Here is a 15778-nt window from a genome sequence, read left to right on the forward strand (position 1 = left end):
GCGCTCGCGGTTGCCGATGGACTTGTTCTTCCCTGCCAACCGCCGATCAATGATCTGCTGAAGCATGCCGGCCTTTCCCAAACTGCTCACGGTTCTCGATCAGGAACTCTTTCTCACGCGCAGGTACCACTCGCACAGCAGACGCACCTGCTTGGGCGTGTAGCCCTTGGCCACCATGCGGGTGACGAAGTCCTCGTGCTTCTTCGCCTCGTCGGCACTCGCCTTGGCGTTGAAGCTGATGACCGGCAGCAGCTCCTCGGTGTTGGAGAACATCTTCTTCTCGATCACCGTGCGCAGCTTCTCGTAGCTCGTCCAGGCCGGGTTGTTGCCCGCGTTGTTGGCGCGCGCCCGCAGCACGAAGTTGACGATCTCGTTGCGGAAGTCCTTCGGGTTGCTGATGCCCGCCGGCTTCTCGATCTTCTCGAGCTCCGCGTTCAGCGAGGCGCGGTCGAACACCTCGCCGGTGTCGGTGTCGCGGTACTCGTGGTCCTGGATCCAGTAGTCGGCATAGGTGACGTAGCGGTCGAAGATGTTCTGGCCGTACTCGCTGTAGCTCTCCAGGTACGCCGTCTGGATCTCCTTGCCGATGAACTCGGCGTACTTGACGGCCAGGTGCTCCTTGATGAACGCGAGGTACTTCTGCTCCGTCTCGGCCGGGAACTGCTCGCGCTCGATCTGCTGCTCGAGCACGTACATCAGGTGCACCGGGTTGGCGGCGACCTCGGTGCTGTCGAAGTTGAAGACCTTGCTGATGATCTTGAAGGCGAAGCGCGTGGAGATGCCGCTCATGCCTTCGTCGACACCCGCATAGTCGCGGTACTCCTGGAAGCTCTTGGCGCGCGGGTCGGTGTCCTTCAGGTTCTCGCCGTCGTACACCAGCATCTTGGAGTACAGCGACGAGTTCTCCGGCTCCTTCAGGCGCGTGAGCACCGCGAACTGGCTCATCATCTTGAGCGTGCCCGGCGCGCAGGTGGCCTGCGAAAGAGAGGAGCCGCGCAGCAGCTTCTCGTAGATCTTGACCTCTTCGCTCACGCGCAGGCAGTAGGGCACCTTCACGATGTAGATGCGGTCGAGGAAGGCCTCGTTGTTCTTGTTGTTGCGGAAGGTCTTCCACTCGCTCTCGTTGCTGTGCGCGAGCACCACGCCGTCGAACGGGATGGCACCGAAGCCTTCGGTGCCCTTGTAGTTGCCTTCCTGCGTGGCCGTCAGCAAGGGGTGCAGCACCTTGATCGGCGCCTTGAACATCTCGACGAACTCCAGCAGGCCCTGGTTGGCCAGGCACAGGCCACCCGAGTAGCTGTAGGCATCGGGGTCGTCCTGCGCATAGGTTTCGAGCTTGCGGATGTCGACCTTGCCGACGAGGGACGAGATGTCCTGGTTGTTCTCGTCGCCCGGCTCGGTCTTGGCGATGCCGACCTGCTTGAGCACCGACGGGAAGCGCTTCACCACCTTGAACTTGCGGATGTCACCGCCGAACTCGTCGAGACGTTTCACGGCCCAGGGTGACAGGATGCGGTTCAGGTAGCGACGCGGAATGCCGTATTCCTTTTCGAGGATCGGCCCGTCTTCGTTGATGTCGAACAGGCCGAGCGGCGACTCGTTCACCGGCGAGCCCTTGATGGCGTAGAAGGGCACCTCCTGCATCAGCGACTTGAGCCGCTCGGCGATCGAGGACTTGCCGCCGCCCACCGGGCCCAGCAGATAGAGGATCTGCTTCTTTTCTTCCAGCCCCTGCGCGGCATGCCGGAAATACGACACCACCTGCTCGATGGCGTCTTCCATGCCGTAGAACTCGGCGAAGGCGGGGTAGATCTTGATGACCTTGTTCGCGAACAGGCGCGACAGGCGTTGGTCGTTGCGCGTGTCGATGCTCTGCGGCTCACCGATGGCCTTGAGCATGCGCTCGGCGGCGGTGGCGTACGCAATCGGGTTGCGCTTGCACTCGGCCAGGTACTCTTCGAGTGAGAGTTCCTCTTCACGCGTGCGCTCGAATCGAGCGGCGAAATGGCTGATCACGTCCATGCTGACCTCCTAGATCTCAGGAAGACGACGCCGGAGGCCACACCCCGGCACCATCTGGGGAAGTTCTGATGAAGCCCGCTTCAGGCTCCATCAGAGCTTTCCTTGGGTAGTCAGCCGCTTGTGATCAAGCTTGAGTCATTGTGAGAGCAATCATGTCTTGAGAAGAAGCCAAATATCACCGCAGTTCGAGCTTTGCAAGGACTGTGCCGTGAAGCGCCGGCGCACACAGTCAGTGAGCCACAGACTCTTCTCAAAGTTCCTCGGGAGATGTTCTGTCAACCTCACGCCACCAAGATACGCCTATGCGTTGGACAAGCCAAGTCTTTCGAGCAGGCCGTTGAGTTCGTCCAACGAGCCGAACTGGATCGCCACCTCGCCTTGTTCGCCGCGCTTGGTTCGCTTCTTCACACGGATCTCGACCTGCGCGGTCAAGGCATCGGAGAGTTCTTCTTCGATGCGTGCAATATCGCGTGATTTCTCTTTCGCGACGCGCAGCAGGGGCTTTTGACGCGAGGTCATGGTCTTGGCCACGAGTTTCTCGGCTTCGCGCACGCTGAGTTTCTTGCCGACGATTTCGGCGGCGGTCAGCAATTGCTGCGCGCCCTCGAGCGGCAGCAGAGCGCGCGCGTGGCCCATGTCGATGTCGCCGGCCATCAGCATCTGTTGCACCGGCTCGGCCAGGTTCAACAAGCGCAGAAGATTGCTTGCTGCACTGCGCGAGCGGCCCACGGCTTGTGCGGCCTGCTCGTGCGTGAGGTGGAACTCGTTGACGAGGCGCGCGATGCCTTGCGCTTCTTCGAGAGGGTTGAGGTCTTCGCGCTGGATGTTCTCGATGAGCGCCATCGCCGCAGCGGACTCATCGGGCACGTCGCGCACGAGCACCGGCACGTCATCCAGGCCGGCCAGTTTGGCCGCGCGGGTGCGGCGCTCGCCCGCGATGATCTCGAAGCGGTTCGGCCCCACCGGGCGGACCAGGATGGGCTGCATGATGCCCTGCGCCTTGATGCTTTCGGCCAACTCGTAAAGCGAGCCTTCGTCCATGCGCGTGCGCGGCTGGTACTTGCCGGGCTGCAGCTGCGCGAGCTTCAGCGTGCGCGGCGTGCCGTCGTTGGCGGGCGTGGGGGTGTCGCTGACTTTGGGGCCGAGCAGCGCTTCGAGGCCCAGGCCGAGGCCTTTGGGTTTCTTGGTGACCATGGGCGCGATTCTGGCCGATCAGGCCGCGGCGGCCCCGATCAGGGCGTGCAACATGGCACGGCCCTGCGGCCAGTCGCCGAGACCCGATTCGCCGTTGATGTGGCCGCGCGCACCCACCGACATCAGCTCGCTGCCCCAGTCGGCCGCCATCTGCGCAGCGCGCTCGGAGGCGCAGTAGGGGTCGTCGCTGCTCACCACCGCCATGCTGGCGAAGGGCAGGCGCTGGCGCACGATGGGCCGCCAGGGCGTGAGCTGCGGCGGCATGTCGGCGCGTTCGATGTCGGGCAAGGCGACGAGCAAGGCCGCCTTCACGCGCTGCGTGTTGCGCGAGTGGGCCGCCCAGGCCGCGACCAGGTGGCACCCCAGGCTGTGTGCCACCAGCACCGCCGGCAACTCGCTTTGCAACAGCACCTCTTCGAGCCGCGCCATCCAGTCACCCCGCTTGGGCCATTGCCAGTCGTCCTGTTCCACGCGCCGGTCGCCATGCTGCTGCTCCCAGCGTGTTTGCCAGTGGGCCGCATCGGAGTCGAGCCATCCGGGCAGAAGCAGCACCCGTACGCGGGACTCAGGGGAAACCGCGGTATTCGTCATGGGTCTGTTTTATCCTCGGGGTTCGTTTCGATTCTGAAGGTGAAGGCAATGACATACCGGGTGTTCGTGGACGGCCAGGAAGGCACCACCGGGCTGCGCATCAACGAGTATCTCGCTGGCCGCAGCGACATCGAGGTGCTGCGCATCGCCCCCGAACGCCGCAAGGACGCCGATGAGCGCGCCCGCCTGCTGAACGCCGCCGACGTGGCTTTCCTGTGCCTGCCCGATGCCGCCGCCAAGGAAGCGGCCGCATTGGTCAACAACCCCAACACTTGCATCATCGATGCCAGCACGGCGCACCGCACCTCGCCCGACTGGGCCTTCGGCCTGCCCGAGCTGGCTCCCGACCAACGCGCCAAGCTGCGCGCCAGCAAGCGCATCTCCAACCCCGGCTGCCATTCCAGCGCCTTCATCATCGCGATGCGCCCGCTGGTCGACGCCGGCCTGGTGCCCGTCACCCTGCCGATCAGCGCCACCTCCATCACCGGCTACTCCGGCGGCGGCAAGAAGATGATCGAGCAGTACGAAGCCGGCGGCGACCCGCTGCTCGACGCCCCGCGCCCCTACGGCCTCACGCTGGCGCACAAGCACGTGCCCGAGATGGCGGCCCATACCGGCCTGCAGACCAAGCCCATCTTCATGCCCATTGTTGGCAAGTTTCTCAAGGGTTTGGCCGTGAGTGTGCCCTTGCATTTGTCGCAGCTGAAGGCGGGCACGACGGCCGAGAAGCTGCGCCTGGCCCTGGCCGAGCGCTATGCCGGCGAGCGCTTCATCCGCGTGATGCCGCTGCGCGATGCGGCGACGATCGAGCACGGCTTCTTCGATGTGCAGGCCTGCAACGACACCAACCGCGTCGACGTCTTCGTATTTGCCAACGAGACGCAGGCCATCGTGATGGCCCGTCTCGACAACCTGGGCAAGGGTGCCAGCGGCGCGGCGGTGCAATCGATGAACGTGCACCTGGGCGTGGACGAATCGCTGGGCTTGGTCTGAGTCTTCAGACCTCGGCCGCCGACGTGCGGTAGTGGTAGGCATAGCCATCGGCAAAACCCAGCCGGTGGTACACGGCCCGCGCCGGCAGGTTGTCGGCATCGACCTGCAGGTAGGCATGGCGCGCACCACGTTCACGCGCATGGAGCAGCATCTGGTGGCACAGCTGGCGCGCACAGCCCCTGCCCCGCGCGGTTGCTGAAGTGAACACGTCGTAGAGGCCGACCAGATCTGCTTCGATTGCGTACTGCCCGCAGGCCAGCACCTCGCCCTGGGCGCGCAGCTCGAAGGCGGTGAACGGCACCGGTGCGTGCAGCAGACGCTCGGCATGCGCCTGTCGCTGAGCGATCGGTGAGCCGCGCAAGCCGCCCACGCGCTGGGCGAAGGTTTCCAGCCCCACACCGTGCAGCGACCAACCGGCCAACAGCTGGGCCGGTGCCAGATCGGCCAGCCGGTCGAGCACCATTACCCGCGTGTCGTCGATGCGGTGCAGGCCCAGGCCGGCCAAGGTGGCGTCCAACCCTGCGGGCCGGGTGAAAGGCGTGATGCGCACCACCATCGGCAACTTCGCCTCGGCAAAGACCTGTTCGCACAGGCGAAGACGCTCGGCCACCGCCAGGCGACCCTCGGCGACGGCATTCACGCAACGAGCCCGCTTGGCCTTGCCGGCCGAGAAACGCACCAGCCAGCCGTCGACCCAGCGCTGCTGTGGCGGTGCGCTGGCGTTCAACCCGGCGTCTTCTACGCGCGACAACAGTTGGCTGTCGAAGCGCTGGGCGAGCGCCGATGCAAGCGTCACGCCGGCTGCTCCATGCCGATGCGTTCCACCATCTCCTGGGCGAACTCGATGAACGATTGCGCACCCTTGGAGGCCGGGTCGAACACCACGCCCGGCAGGCCGTAGCTGGGCGCCTCGGCCAGGCGCACGTTGCGCGGGATCACGGTGTTGAACACCTTGTCGCCGAAGTGCGCCTTGAGCTGCTCGCTCACCTGCTGCTGCAGCGTGATGCGCGGGTCGTACATCACCCGCAGCAGGCCGATGATCTGCAGGTCGGCGTTGAGGTTGGCATGCACCTGCTTGATGGTGTTGACCAGGTCGGACAGGCCTTCGAGCGCGAAGTACTCGCACTGCATGGGCACCACCACGCCGTGGGCGCTGCACAGGCCGTTGAGCGTGAGCAGGCTCAGCGAGGGTGGGCAATCGATGAGCACGAAGTCATAGTCGCTCGTCACCAAAGCCAGGGCTTGCTTGAGGCGCTTGTCGCGCTGCTCCAGCTCCACCAGCTCGACCTCGGCACCCGCCAGTTCGCGATTGGCACCCAGCACGTCATAGCCCACCTTGTCGCTGCGCACCCGCGCCTCGGCCACGCTGGCCGAGCCGAGCAGCACGTCGTAGACGCTCAGCTGCAGGGCGCGTTTGTCGACGCCCGAGCCCATGGTGGCGTTGCCCTGCGGATCGAGGTCGACCACCAGCACGCGCTGGCCAATGCGCGCCAGGCCGGCGGCCAGGTTGACGGTGGTGGTGGTCTTGCCGACGCCGCCCTTTTGGTTGGCAATGCAGAAGATGCGTGTCATGGGCGGCGGTCCGGTTGGGGAGGAAGGAAGACTGCAGTCAGTTGCTGGCCAGGCGGATGCCGAAGCCGAGCAGGAACACCCCGGCCAGCTTCTCCAGCCCGCGGGCCAGGCGCTTGTGCGCCTTGACCTGCTGAGACACGGCACCGGCAAAGGCGCACAAGGCCAGGCAGTACACAGCGGTGATGAGTGCGATGGTGGCGGCCATGGCCGCAAAGGTCACCGCGCCCAGGTGCGTCGCCGGGTTGATGAAGAGCGGGAAGAAGGCCATGTAGAACACGATGGCCTTAGGGTTCAGCAAGGTGATGAGGAATGCCTGGCGCAGATAGTGGCGCGGCTCGATGCGGATGGGCGAGGCACTGCCCTCCTTCGCGAAGATCAGCCGCAGGCCGACCCAGGCCAGGTAGGCGGCCCCGGCGTACTGCACGACCCGGAAGGCCGTCGGGTGCGCCGCCAGCAGCGCGGCGACACCGGCCACCGCCGACCACAGCAGGACCTGGTCGCCCAAGATAAGACCCAGGGTGGCGGCGGCCCCGGCCTTGAAGCCGCCCTTGCCGGTGGAGGTCAGCAGCGCGAAGGTGCCCGGCCCGGGCAAGGCCAGGAACACCAGGATCGAGAAGCAAAAGGTGCCGTAGTCGGAGATGCCGAGCAAGGTCATGGTGGGTTCACTGAGGTGGGGCGCGTCGGATCCAGACCAGGCAGCGGTCGGCGTTCAAGCCGGGCACCACCAGTTGTTCCACGTGAAACACATCCCATTCTGCGGGCAAGGCAGCAATCTCGTCAGCAGGGTTCTTGCCCTTCATCGCCATCCACACCCCGTTCTCGGCCAGCAGGTGCCGGGTCAGGTGGGTGAAGTCAGCCAGCGAGGCAAAGGCCCGTGAGGTGATCACGTCGAAGGGCTTGAGACGCAGGTCTTCCACCCGGGCGTGGGCAGCGCCCAGGTTGCGCAGCTTCAACTCCCCGGCCACCTGGCGGATGAAGCTGGCTTTCTTGCCAACGGTGTCGACACAGGTCACATCCAGGTCGGGCAACATGATCGCGAGGATCACGCCGGGCAGCCCACCGCCACTGCCCACGTCGAGCACGCGAGCGGAGCGGCCGGCCAGGTGTTGCTGCAGAGGCGGCAGCACCGACAAGCTGTCGAGCAGGTGATGCGTCAGCATCTCGGCCGGCTTGCGCACCGCCGTCAGGTTGTAGACCTGGTTCCACTTCGTCAGCATCGCCTGGTAGGCGAGCAAGGTGTCGCACTGCGTGTCGCTCAGGTCAATGCCGAGCGCCCGCGCCCCGGAGGCGAGCAACTCGCGCTGCTCAAGCGGCATCGCGGCCCGGCAGCTCGTTGGCCGCGAAACCCTTGAAGCGACCCTTCTTCAGGTGGATCAGCAGCAGCGAGATCGCCGCCGGCGTGATGCCCGAAATGCGGGAGGCCTGGCCCAGGGTCTCCGGGCGGTGGGTCGCCAGCTTCTGGCGTGCCTCGAAGCTCAGGGCGGTGACCTGCGAATAGTCCAGCTCGGCCGGCAGGCGCAGGCCCTCAAAGTGCAGAGCCCGCTCCACCTCTTCGTTCTGCTTGTGGATGTAGCCGGCGTACTTGATGCTGATCTCGGCCTGCTCGATCACGGCGTCGGCCAGGTCGGTACCCAGCTCGGCCCGCAAGGTTTCACGTGAAACATCGGCGTCCGGCTTTGCAATCGCAGCGGCCTCTGCCACCGCATCGAAGCCCACGCCGGGACGGCGCAGCAGGTCGGCCAGGTTGTATTCGCGCTCAATGGCCTTGCCCAGCAGACGCTCGGCCGGCTCGGCCGGCAGGTTGATGGGTGTCACCCAGGTCGACTTGAGGCGTTCGGTTTCGCGAGCGATGGCGTCGCGCTTGCGGTTGAAAGCGTCCCAACGGGCGTCGTCCACCAGGCCCAGCTCGCGGCCGACCTCGGTGAGCCGCAGGTCGGCGTTGTCTTCGCGCAGCTGCAGGCGGAACTCGGCCCGGCTGGTGAACATGCGGTAAGGCTCAGTCACGCCCTTGGTGATGAGGTCGTCGACCAGCACGCCCAGGTAGGCCTGGTCGCGGCGCGGCGTCCAGGCCGCCCTGCCCTGCACCTGCAAGGCGGCGTTGATGCCGGCGAACAGGCCCTGGGCGCCGGCCTCTTCGTAGCCGGTGGTGCCGTTGATCTGGCCGGCGAAGAACAGGCCCTGGATCGACTTGGTCTCGAAACTCGCCTTCAGGCCGCGCGGGTCGAAGTAGTCGTACTCGATGGCGTAGCCGGGGCGCAGGATGTGCGCGTTCTCCAGGCCACGCATCGAGCGCACGGCGGCCAGTTGCACGTCGAACGGCAGGCTGGTGCTGATGCCGTTGGGATAGAACTCGTGCGTCGTCAGGCCCTCGGGCTCCAGGAAGATCTGGTGCGAGTCCTTGTCGGCGAAGCGGTTGATCTTGTCTTCGATACTCGGACAGTAGCGCGGGCCCACGCCTTCGATCACGCCGGTGAACATCGGGCTGCGGTCGAAGCCGGAGCGGATGATCTCGTGTGTGCGCTCGTTGGTGTGGGTGATCCAGCACGGCACCTGCTGCGGGTGCTGGCTGGCGCGGCCCATGAAGCTGAACACCGGCACCGGATCCAGGTCGCCCGGCTGCTCGGTGAGCTGCGAGAAGTCGATGCTGCGGCCATCGAGCCGCGGCGGCGTACCGGTCTTGAGGCGGCCTTGCGGCAGCTTCAGTTCCTTGAGGCGCGCCGACAGAGACACCGCCGGTGGGTCACCCGCCCGACCACCGGCGTGGTTCTGCAGGCCGACATGGATCTTGCCGTCGAGAAAGGTGCCGGCTGTCAGCACCACGGCCCGGCCACGAAAGCGAATGCCAACTTGCGTGACAGCCCCCACCACACGGTCGCCTTCGACCATCAGGTCGTCGACCGCCTGCTGGAAGAGCGTCAGGTTCGGCTGGTTCTCCAGCCGCCGACGGATGGCCGCCTTGTAGAGGATGCGATCGGCCTGGGCGCGTGTGGCGCGCACCGCCGGCCCCTTGGAGCTGTTGAGGATGCGGAACTGGATGCCAGCTTCGTCGGTCGCCGCCGCCATGGCGCCACCCAGGGCGTCGATCTCCTTGACCAGGTGTCCTTTGCCGATCCCACCGATCGACGGGTTGCAGCTCATCTGCCCCAGCGTCTCGATGTTGTGCGTGAGCAGCAAGGTGCTCGCCCCCATGCGCGCCGAGGCGAGCGCGGCTTCTGTGCCGGCATGGCCGCCGCCGACGACGATGACGTCGAATTCATGGGGGTACAACATGGGGACTCCGGGAGCTTGAGTGCCGCGGCTCTCGCAATGCGTGTCGAGCGGGCAAGACGTGAATTTTAGGCTGTGGGCCCCTTGGCGTCACGGGGCCGGGCACAAGCCCGCGGCCGGGCGTGGTTCAGCTGCCGAATAATCCGCAGCATGAACTGCCGCCCCGGCTGCGGCGCCTGCTGCATCGCGCCGTCCATCTCGTCGCCCATCCCCGGCATGCCGCTCATCGACGGCATCAGCAAGCCGGCGGGCGTGCGCTGTGTCCAACTCACCGACGACAACGCCTGCAAGATCTTCGGGCACCCCGAGCGGCCGGCGGTGTGTTCCTCCCTCCAGCCGGCGCCGGAGATGTGCGGTGACACGCGCGAGCAGGCCATGCGATGGCTGGGCCACATGGAGCGCGACACCGCACCTTAGCGCCTGCCGCAGGCTCACGGCCCGTCGAGCAGCCCTTGCCACAGCGGCGACAAGCGGAACTTCTCCGCCTCCGTCAGCCCCTCGCTCAGCAACAGGCATTCGCGGTGAAAGGCCCGCAGCCGCTGGCGCAGCTCGCTCTCGGCCAGCTCCAGCTCCAGGCGCTCGGACGGCGCCGCGTCGTTGGCCGACACCCCCCACAACCCCAGCGCATTCCACGCCACGCGCAGGCGGTCGAGCCGGTGCAGCGCGTCGGTCACCACCTCGGTGATGGTGGACACGCGACGTTGCTCGTTCAACTCCACCGCGAGCTGGTGAGCCTCGGCCAGGTGGTGATCGATGTCGGCGAGTTGCGCCGCGAGCGTGGGCGCATCAGGCAAGGATTCGCCTTCGAAAACCTCTCCCGCCTCGTGAGCCGCGTCGCACACGAAACCCGCCCACACCGGGTCGAACTCGCCCGGCACCACGCGCAGCGCAAAGCTCGCGCGCGTGAGCGGCGCATGCAGCGTGCACAGACTGCCCAGTGTCACCTCCACCACCGCGAGCACGCGGCCGATGGGCGACACCGCATCCCCACCCAGCCGCGCTGGGTAACCCGAGCGGTCGAGCCGCTCGTGGTGTTCGGCCACCGCCCGGCCCAGCGCAGCGGGGTAGTCGGTGAGCCCGCTCAGGAGCATCTGCCCCACGCGCGGATGCACCACCAGGTGCTTGTGGCCGATGAGGTCGAGCGCCTGCGTGTAGTCGAGGTACAGCGGGTTGATGTAGACCTCGCCGATGTCGTGCAGCAAGCCGCCCAGCATCGCCAGGCGCACGTCGTGGTGGCTGGCCTCGCGGCTGGCCATCATCGCGCCGGCCAGCGCCATGCCGGCCACCGCGTGCGACAAGGCTGCCGGCCGCGTGGCCGCCGCGGTGGTCAGCAGCAGCTGCGCCACCGAGTGCAGCGGAATCTGCTTGAGCTGCGCCAGCAGCACCGAAGCCCACGGCTGCAGCGCCGGCGCCAACGGGTTGGTGTCGGACTCGATGAACTCCTTCAGGTCGTGCATCAACGTGAAGGGCGTGACACCGCCTTCGGCCTGAAGGCAGACCTCGATCGGCCGCAGCAGGCGCCGATCGAGCAGGCGCTGGTGCAGAGCGGCCGTCACGGGCTGGTCGCGCGCCCACAGCTTCACGCCGCGGTAGTCGACGATGTCTTGCGAAGCGACGATGTGAAAACTCTCGCTGGCCTTGCTCAGCGCAGCCAGCGCATGGGGATTGGGTTCGCTCCCCGGTGAAAGGGACAGGTGCATGGGTGCCTGGTGTTAGCGCCCCGCGCCGGTGACCGTGCGGAGCTCCTGAGCCACATGGCCGTCCTTCAGCACGATCACGCGCCCGGCCGAAGCCATGGTCTCGGGGCGGTGCGCCACGATCACGCGCGTGAGGTCGAGCTGGCGAATCGCCTGGTTCACCAGGCGCTCGCGGTCCACGTCGAGCGCGCTGGTCGCTTCGTCGAGGAAGAGGATCTTCGGCCGCTTGTAGAGCGCGCGGGCCAGCAGGATGCGCTGCTTCTGCCCGCCTGAGATGCTGGCTCCCATGTCGCCGATCAGCGTGTGGTAGCCCATGGGCATGGCCTCGATCTCGTCGTGTACAGCCGCGAGCTGGGCGCATTGCGTCACCCACGCCGGGTCGGCATGGGAGTCGAAGAAACTGATGTTGTCGGTGATGGAGCCGGCGAAGAGCTGGTCGTCCTGCATCACGGTGCCGATCATGTCGCGCCAGCCGCGCAGGCCGAGCTGGCGCAGCGGCACGCCGCCGACACGGATCTCGCCCGACTGCGGCGCATGGATGCCCAGCATCAGCTTGAGCAGCGTCGTCTTGCCGCAACCCGAGGGCCCGGCAATCGCCACCGACTCGCCCGGCTCGATGACGAGGCTCACGTCGCTCAACACCTCGGGCTCGCTGTCCGAGTAACGGAAGCTCACTCCCTGCAGCTCCAGCTTGGCCGGCAGCTCGTTCTCGCGCGCCGGCACGTCGGGCTCGGCCTCGGGTGCAGTGAGCACGATGTCAGCCAGGCGCTCGCCCTGCAGCTTGAGCATCTTCAGCTCGACCAGCTTGTCGATCAGCCCGCTCACGCGCAGCGCGAACGTCTCCTTGTAGGCGAAGAACGCGAACAGCATGCCGACCGAGAAGCGGTGGTCCATCACCAGCAGCGCGCCGACCCAGATCACCGCAATGCGCTCCAGCCCGAACACCAGCTTGTGCAGCACGCCGAACATCAGGTCGAGCTTGCGGGTGGCGATGTTGGCGTTCATCGCGTCGACCACGCGGTTCATGAACTGCGCCTGGCGGTCTTCCTGCCGGTTGAAGAGCTTGATCGACTGCACGCCACGCAGCGACTCGAGGAAGTGCGTCGAGCGCTTCGCGTCGTGCACGATGGCTTCTTCGGTCGCCTCGCGCTGCGGCCGGAAGAAGGCCCAGCGCAGCAGCGCGTACACCAGCACGCACCCGAAAGCGATGGCGGTGAGCGTCACGCTGTAGAAGCACATCACCGCGAAGGTCAACGCCACCAGCAGGCCGTCGAGCACGGCCTCGATGAAGCTGGTGGTGAGCGTCTGCTGGATCTGCTGGATGGCACCGAAGCGCGACATGATGTCGCCCGTGTGGCGCTTCTCGAACCAGGCCACCGGCAGGCGCATCAGGTGCGCGAACACGTTCGAGAGCCACTGCAGGTTGAGCGTGGCCGACAGGTACAGCACGGCCCACGAGCGGATCGCTCCTGTCGCCACCTGCACCAGCACCAGCAGGCCGAAGCCCACACCCAGCGTGACCAGCAGGTCGCGGTCGGCGCTCACCAGCACGGTGTCGACCGTCCACTGCAGGAAGAAGGGCGACAGCAGCATGAAGGCTTCGAGCGCCACCGCCAGCAGGAAGATCTGCGACAGCGAACGCTTGAGCCCCACCACGCGGCCGAGCAGCTGGCGCACGCTGACGGCTTGCTTCTCCACATGCGGCTTGAACTCTGCTGCAGGCGCCAGCTCCAGCACCACGCCGGTGAAATACTTGCCCACTTCCGACAGGCGCAGGCGCCGCACACCGCGCGCCGGGTCGTGGATCGTGGCCCAGTCACCGTTCAGCTCGGTCAACACCACGAAGTGGTTCAGATCCCAATGCAGCACACAGGGCAGCTGCAGCTGCGGCAGGTGCTCCATCTCCGCGCGCAGAGGCCGCGGATTGAGCTGCAGCTGGCTGGACATGCGCACCAGGTCGATCATGGTCACGCCCTTGAGCGAGAGCGAGAAGCGCTTGCGCAAGGTGGGCAGGTCGGTGCTCAGGCCGTGGTGCGAGGCGACCATGGCAAGACACGCGAGGCCGCATTCAGCGGCCTCGGTCTGCAGGATCAACGGGACGCGGCGCCCGAACAGCCCAAGGTTCAGACGGTCGAACATGGGGCGGCACTCATACCCGGCCGGCGATGCTCAGCACCGGTTCGAAGATCCATTCGATCAGGCGGCGCCGATCGAGCAGCACGTCGGCATCGAGCTGCATGCCGGGTGCAAGGGTCTGGGCCTGGCCGTAGGCCTGGACGGTCTGTTGATCGAGCGCCACGGTGATGCGGTACAGCGGCTCGCTGCCACCGGGCAAGGCCAGGCTGGCCAGCTCGGTGGCCTGCAAGGGCGTGCGCGACACCTGCACCACGTGCCCCGCCTGGTGCCCAAACTTCTGGTACGGATACGCCTGGTAGCGCAGCAACACCTGCTGGTTCGACGCGACGAAGCCCACCGCGCTCGACGGCGCGAACAGGTGCGCCTGCAGGCGCGCGTCCGACGGCACCAGGCTCGCCAGCGCCGTGGCCGGCGTCACCGCCTGACCACGCTCGGCCAGCAGAGCCGTCACCACGCCGTCTTGCGGCGCGCGGATCACAATGCGGGTGGCGGCTTCGTTCTCGGCCGAGCGCTGCGCGATCACCGCCAGGTCGCGGTCGATCTCGCCCAGCTGCGCTTGCGAGCGCAAGGGCAGCTCGCGCAACTCGGCTTCGAGGTTGCTGATCTCGCGTTGCTGCGCAGCAGCCTGCCGCTCCAGCCCCTGGAGCTGCGCGCGCACGGCCAGCACCTCTTCGCTCTTGGCTTGCACTGCAGCAGAGGACACAAAGTTTTCGTTGCGTAACGACTCCAGGCGCGTCTGCGCCTGTTGTGCCAATGCAAGCCGTTCGCGTTGCAGATCGGCCTCGGCGCCCATCTGCGTCAGCTCCCGCCGCATGTCGATGATGCGGCGCTGCAACGCCACCGATTGGGCTTGCTGCAGCTGGGTCTGCTGCTGGCTGCTCGCCTGCAGGCTGCGCTGGCGCGCCGTCAGGCTCTGCTGCACCGCGGCCTGCGTGTCACCGCTGAGCGTGGCCCGCTCCAGCGACAGCACGAACAGCACGTCGCCCTGCCGCACGGCCTGGCCTTCCATCACCGGCCGCTCGACCACGGTGGCCGGCTGCGGCGTCACGAGACGGATCACACCACGGTCAGGCACCAAGTAGCCACTCACCCGCGCTTTGCGCGTGTATTCGCCGTAGCTGAGGTACGACACCACAGCGATGGCGGTCGTCAGCGCGAAGGTCGTCAGCACCGTGAAGGACAGCGGCCGGATCAGCTGAATGCTGCCGAGCCAGCTTTGGCGGCGGCCTTCGATGACTTCGGGGCGGAAGAGGGAGGGCATGGACTGCACTAACCCGCTCTGAGGCTACCGAGTTGAGTTGCCACCAAAGAACTACCAGTTTCCGCGAGGAGCCTCGGTACCACCACCAACTTGACCCAGCAGCCGTGGGTCAATTGGCAGCGGAGTTGGCTTCGAGGAAGCTTGCTGAGGAGCTACGGGCGGAACCGATGAAGTGGGAACTGTTTGCTTGGTGGTGGGCTGCATGGCGACTCCTGTCGGGCACTAAGCACAAAAAGTTGTGCACTGATGCCATTGCAGCAGCGGCCACGATCCGCCGTAACTGTCAGCTCTTACAGGTAAACGCCTGACGAAAATCAGCGACCAATGACTAGCGAATCAAACCCAGACGAAGCGCCTTAAGCACAGCCTGATGCTTGTTAACACACCCCAATTTATGCATCGCGTTGTTGGCATGCAGCACCGCCGTGCGCTCGCTTATGCCCAGCACGTTCGCAACCTCCCAAGCAGTTTTCCCTTCCATCGTCCACCGCAACGTCTCTAGCTCACGGGGCGTTAGCGCTGGTAAGCCGCCAGCCATCTGCGCAAGCGGCACGAGAAGCCGCATGGACGCCTCTTGTGCATGCACTGCGAATAGTTGCAGCGCGGCAACCATACGTGTCACTTCAGCGGGATCCTTTGGCAGCGGTTGATCTCTATCTACTCCGAGGAGAAAGTGTCGACCCTCAGGCATATGCAACGCCAACGAAATACCGTGCCTGTAGCCAAAGCGCGCCTGGTTCTCCCACATCTCCCCACGTTCTGCTTTCACATATGTCGACTGATCCCAGATGATGGGAACACTCTTGGTCTTGCAATGCTGCATGACCGGATCTCTCTTACCCCCGTTGTGCTCCTGAAACGTGGCTCGATACCCAGCAGGCGTGTTGTCGATAGTGATGAACTCAGACTCTCCCAGGAAGTGGTCGACCACGGCCATGGCAGAGACTGTCTGGAATCCCAGCTGTTGTGTGAAGCGCACCAATTCCGCCTGGAGCTCATCACGCGTTTTCGCTTCGAGCACCGACAGATACCCACTTTGAAGCAT

Annotated in this window: 14 protein-coding genes; 2 read left to right on the forward strand and 12 right to left on the reverse strand. The window is 65.8% G+C overall.

All coding sequences use genetic code 11. The annotated features are described in order from the left end of the window. Positions 1–99: 99 nt before the first annotated feature. The 3 genes from VFL64_RS10665 to VFL64_RS10675 form a co-directional block, all read right to left on the reverse strand. Entirely contained in the window at positions 100–2022 is a 1923-nt protein-coding gene (locus tag VFL64_RS10665; RefSeq protein ID WP_489540353.1) for a PrkA family serine protein kinase, read from the reverse strand. Positions 2023–2322: 300 nt separating this feature from the next. Then, positions 2323–3216 carry a ParB/RepB/Spo0J family partition protein gene (locus VFL64_RS10670; RefSeq protein WP_489540354.1) on the reverse strand — a complete coding sequence of 298 codons (894 nt, stop codon included), beginning with the start codon at positions 3214–3216 and terminating at the stop codon, positions 2323–2325. An 18-nt stretch (positions 3217–3234) separates the two neighbouring features. Continuing rightward, a complete protein-coding gene (locus VFL64_RS10675) occupies positions 3235–3807 on the reverse strand; it encodes an RBBP9/YdeN family alpha/beta hydrolase (RefSeq protein WP_489540355.1) in 573 nt (190 codons plus the stop codon). Positions 3808–3855: 48 nt separating this feature from the next. Between VFL64_RS10675 and argC the strand changes: the two genes are divergently transcribed. After that, on the forward strand, positions 3856–4800 hold the full coding sequence (gene argC / locus VFL64_RS10680) for an N-acetyl-gamma-glutamyl-phosphate reductase (protein ID WP_489540356.1): 945 nt from the start codon (positions 3856–3858) through the stop codon (positions 4798–4800). 4 nt (positions 4801–4804) lie between these two features. Here argC and VFL64_RS10685 read toward each other — a convergent pair whose 3' ends face one another. Genes VFL64_RS10685 through mnmG form a run of 5 tightly spaced genes read right to left on the reverse strand, consistent with a single transcriptional unit; the run spans position 4805 to position 9642 of the window. After that, on the reverse strand, positions 4805–5596 hold the full coding sequence (locus VFL64_RS10685; protein WP_489540357.1) for a GNAT family N-acetyltransferase: 792 nt from the start codon (positions 5594–5596) through the stop codon (positions 4805–4807). After that, the gene (locus VFL64_RS10690) at positions 5593–6372 is read right to left on the reverse strand and encodes a ParA family protein (protein WP_489540358.1); all 780 of its coding nucleotides are present in this window, start codon (positions 6370–6372) and stop codon (positions 5593–5595) included. Before VFL64_RS10690 ends, VFL64_RS10685 begins: the two co-directional genes overlap by 4 nt. Positions 6373–6409: 37 nt before the next feature. Next, positions 6410–7021, reverse strand: a complete 612-nt coding sequence (locus VFL64_RS10695) for a LysE family transporter (RefSeq protein ID WP_489540366.1) — start codon at positions 7019–7021, stop codon at positions 6410–6412. A gap of 13 nt (positions 7022–7034) precedes the next feature. Beyond that, on the reverse strand, positions 7035–7688 hold the full coding sequence (gene rsmG, locus VFL64_RS10700; RefSeq protein WP_489540359.1) for a 16S rRNA (guanine(527)-N(7))-methyltransferase RsmG: 654 nt from the start codon (positions 7686–7688) through the stop codon (positions 7035–7037). After that, positions 7678–9642, reverse strand: coding sequence for a tRNA uridine-5-carboxymethylaminomethyl(34) synthesis enzyme MnmG (gene mnmG, locus VFL64_RS10705; RefSeq protein ID WP_489540360.1), 1965 nt, complete (start codon positions 9640–9642; stop codon positions 7678–7680). Before mnmG ends, rsmG begins: the two co-directional genes overlap by 11 nt. 147 nt (positions 9643–9789) lie before the next feature. On the opposite strand from mnmG, the gene VFL64_RS10710 reads away from it, so the two are divergent. Next, positions 9790–10056 (forward strand): YkgJ family cysteine cluster protein, encoded by a 267-nt coding sequence (locus VFL64_RS10710; protein ID WP_489540361.1) that lies wholly within the window; start codon positions 9790–9792, stop codon positions 10054–10056. Positions 10057–10070: 14 nt separating this feature from the next. Here VFL64_RS10710 and VFL64_RS10715 read toward each other — a convergent pair whose 3' ends face one another. From VFL64_RS10715 to VFL64_RS10730, 4 genes are all read right to left on the reverse strand, one after another. Then, positions 10071–11339 (reverse strand): HD-GYP domain-containing protein, encoded by a 1269-nt coding sequence (locus tag VFL64_RS10715; protein WP_489540362.1) that lies wholly within the window; start codon positions 11337–11339, stop codon positions 10071–10073. A 12-nt stretch (positions 11340–11351) separates the two neighbouring features. Further along, positions 11352–13475, reverse strand: a complete 2124-nt coding sequence (locus VFL64_RS10720) for a peptidase domain-containing ABC transporter (protein WP_489540363.1) — start codon at positions 13473–13475, stop codon at positions 11352–11354. A gap of 10 nt (positions 13476–13485) precedes the next feature. Continuing rightward, on the reverse strand, positions 13486–14733 hold the full coding sequence (locus tag VFL64_RS10725; RefSeq protein ID WP_489540364.1) for an HlyD family secretion protein: 1248 nt from the start codon (positions 14731–14733) through the stop codon (positions 13486–13488). Between the two features lie 328 nt (positions 14734–15061). Continuing rightward, positions 15062–15778 (reverse strand): autoinducer binding domain-containing protein (locus tag VFL64_RS10730; protein WP_489540365.1); only part of this gene is annotated, 717 nt, incomplete at its 5' end.

The sequence above is a fragment of the Rhizobacter sp. genome (assembly GCF_035702065.1).
Lineage (GTDB): Bacteria > Pseudomonadota > Gammaproteobacteria > Burkholderiales > Burkholderiaceae_C > Rhizobacter.

What these genes read in the sequence shown, in the direction of transcription:
- argC (WP_489540356.1), top strand. Translation starts at nt 3,856, where the DNA reads ATGACATACCGGGTGTTCGTGGACGGCCAGGAAGGCACCACCGGGCTG.
- VFL64_RS10710 (WP_489540361.1), top strand. Translation starts at nt 9,790, where the DNA reads ATGAACTGCCGCCCCGGCTGCGGCGCCTGCTGCATCGCGCCGTCCATC.
- VFL64_RS10675 (WP_489540355.1), bottom strand. Translation starts at nt 3,807, where the DNA reads ATGACGAATACCGCGGTTTCCCCTGAGTCCCGCGTACGGGTGCTGCTT.
- VFL64_RS10670 (WP_489540354.1), bottom strand. Translation starts at nt 3,216, where the DNA reads ATGGTCACCAAGAAACCCAAAGGCCTCGGCCTGGGCCTCGAAGCGCTG.
- VFL64_RS10725 (WP_489540364.1), bottom strand. Translation starts at nt 14,733, where the DNA reads ATGCCCTCCCTCTTCCGCCCCGAAGTCATCGAAGGCCGCCGCCAAAGC.
- VFL64_RS10665 (WP_489540353.1), bottom strand. Translation starts at nt 2,022, where the DNA reads ATGGACGTGATCAGCCATTTCGCCGCTCGATTCGAGCGCACGCGTGAA.
- VFL64_RS10715 (WP_489540362.1), bottom strand. Translation starts at nt 11,339, where the DNA reads ATGCACCTGTCCCTTTCACCGGGGAGCGAACCCAATCCCCATGCGCTG.
- mnmG (WP_489540360.1), bottom strand. Translation starts at nt 9,642, where the DNA reads ATGTTGTACCCCCATGAATTCGACGTCATCGTCGTCGGCGGCGGCCAT.
- rsmG (WP_489540359.1), bottom strand. Translation starts at nt 7,688, where the DNA reads ATGCCGCTTGAGCAGCGCGAGTTGCTCGCCTCCGGGGCGCGGGCGCTC.
- VFL64_RS10720 (WP_489540363.1), bottom strand. Translation starts at nt 13,475, where the DNA reads ATGTTCGACCGTCTGAACCTTGGGCTGTTCGGGCGCCGCGTCCCGTTG.
- VFL64_RS10690 (WP_489540358.1), bottom strand. Translation starts at nt 6,372, where the DNA reads ATGACACGCATCTTCTGCATTGCCAACCAAAAGGGCGGCGTCGGCAAG.